Genomic DNA, 612 nt, shown 5'->3' with positions numbered 1-612 from the left:
TCACCGTCTCAAATGCTCTAAAGGCATCGCCCTCAGTACCACCGGCTAAACGAAGCTCAATCGAACCGCCTTCACTTTCAAGAAACTGGCGAACGGCGTCCATACCAACACCCCGCCCACTAAGATCACTCACTTGGTCTGCGGTAGAGAACCCAGAGTGAAAGACTAGGTTCGCCACTTCTTGATCTACAAGGATCGTATCGCCATCGATAATGCCTTTTTCGGCTGCCATGCTACGAATCTTGTGCAAGGCGATACCTCGGCCGTCATCCGACACCTTAAAGTGTACAAAATCGCTTGCTGCCTGAGTATCAATATGAACAGACCCAAACTCGGTTTTACCTTTTTGAGACCGCTCTTGCGCACTCTCGATTCCATGATCAACAGCGTTGCGCAACACGTGGGTAAAGATATTGTTTACCATACTGTGCACGCGACCATCGATTAAAACGTCAGCATCGTTAATTTCAACCTTCGGCAATGGCTTGGCCAGCTGCTCTGCCATCGAAGCCATAGACTGAACCGGCTCCGCAATTACTTTAGACAGCGGCTCCGACTCTAGCGAGACGAGCATGCTATATGCTTCTGAAACAACTTCTTTGACTTCCTGAT

1 protein-coding gene is annotated in these 612 nt (G+C 49.3%); it reads right to left on the bottom strand.

What is annotated here, in order from left to right; translation table 11 throughout:
- A partial coding sequence (locus A3750_RS06295; protein ID WP_231871744.1) for an ATP-binding protein occupies positions 1 to 612 on the bottom strand: 612 nt, incomplete at both ends.

The sequence above is a fragment of the Oleiphilus sp. HI0079 genome, from assembly GCF_001635105.1.
The sequence above is the reverse complement of the archived record's forward strand: the minus strand, read 5'-3'. Positions and strand labels throughout refer to the sequence as shown.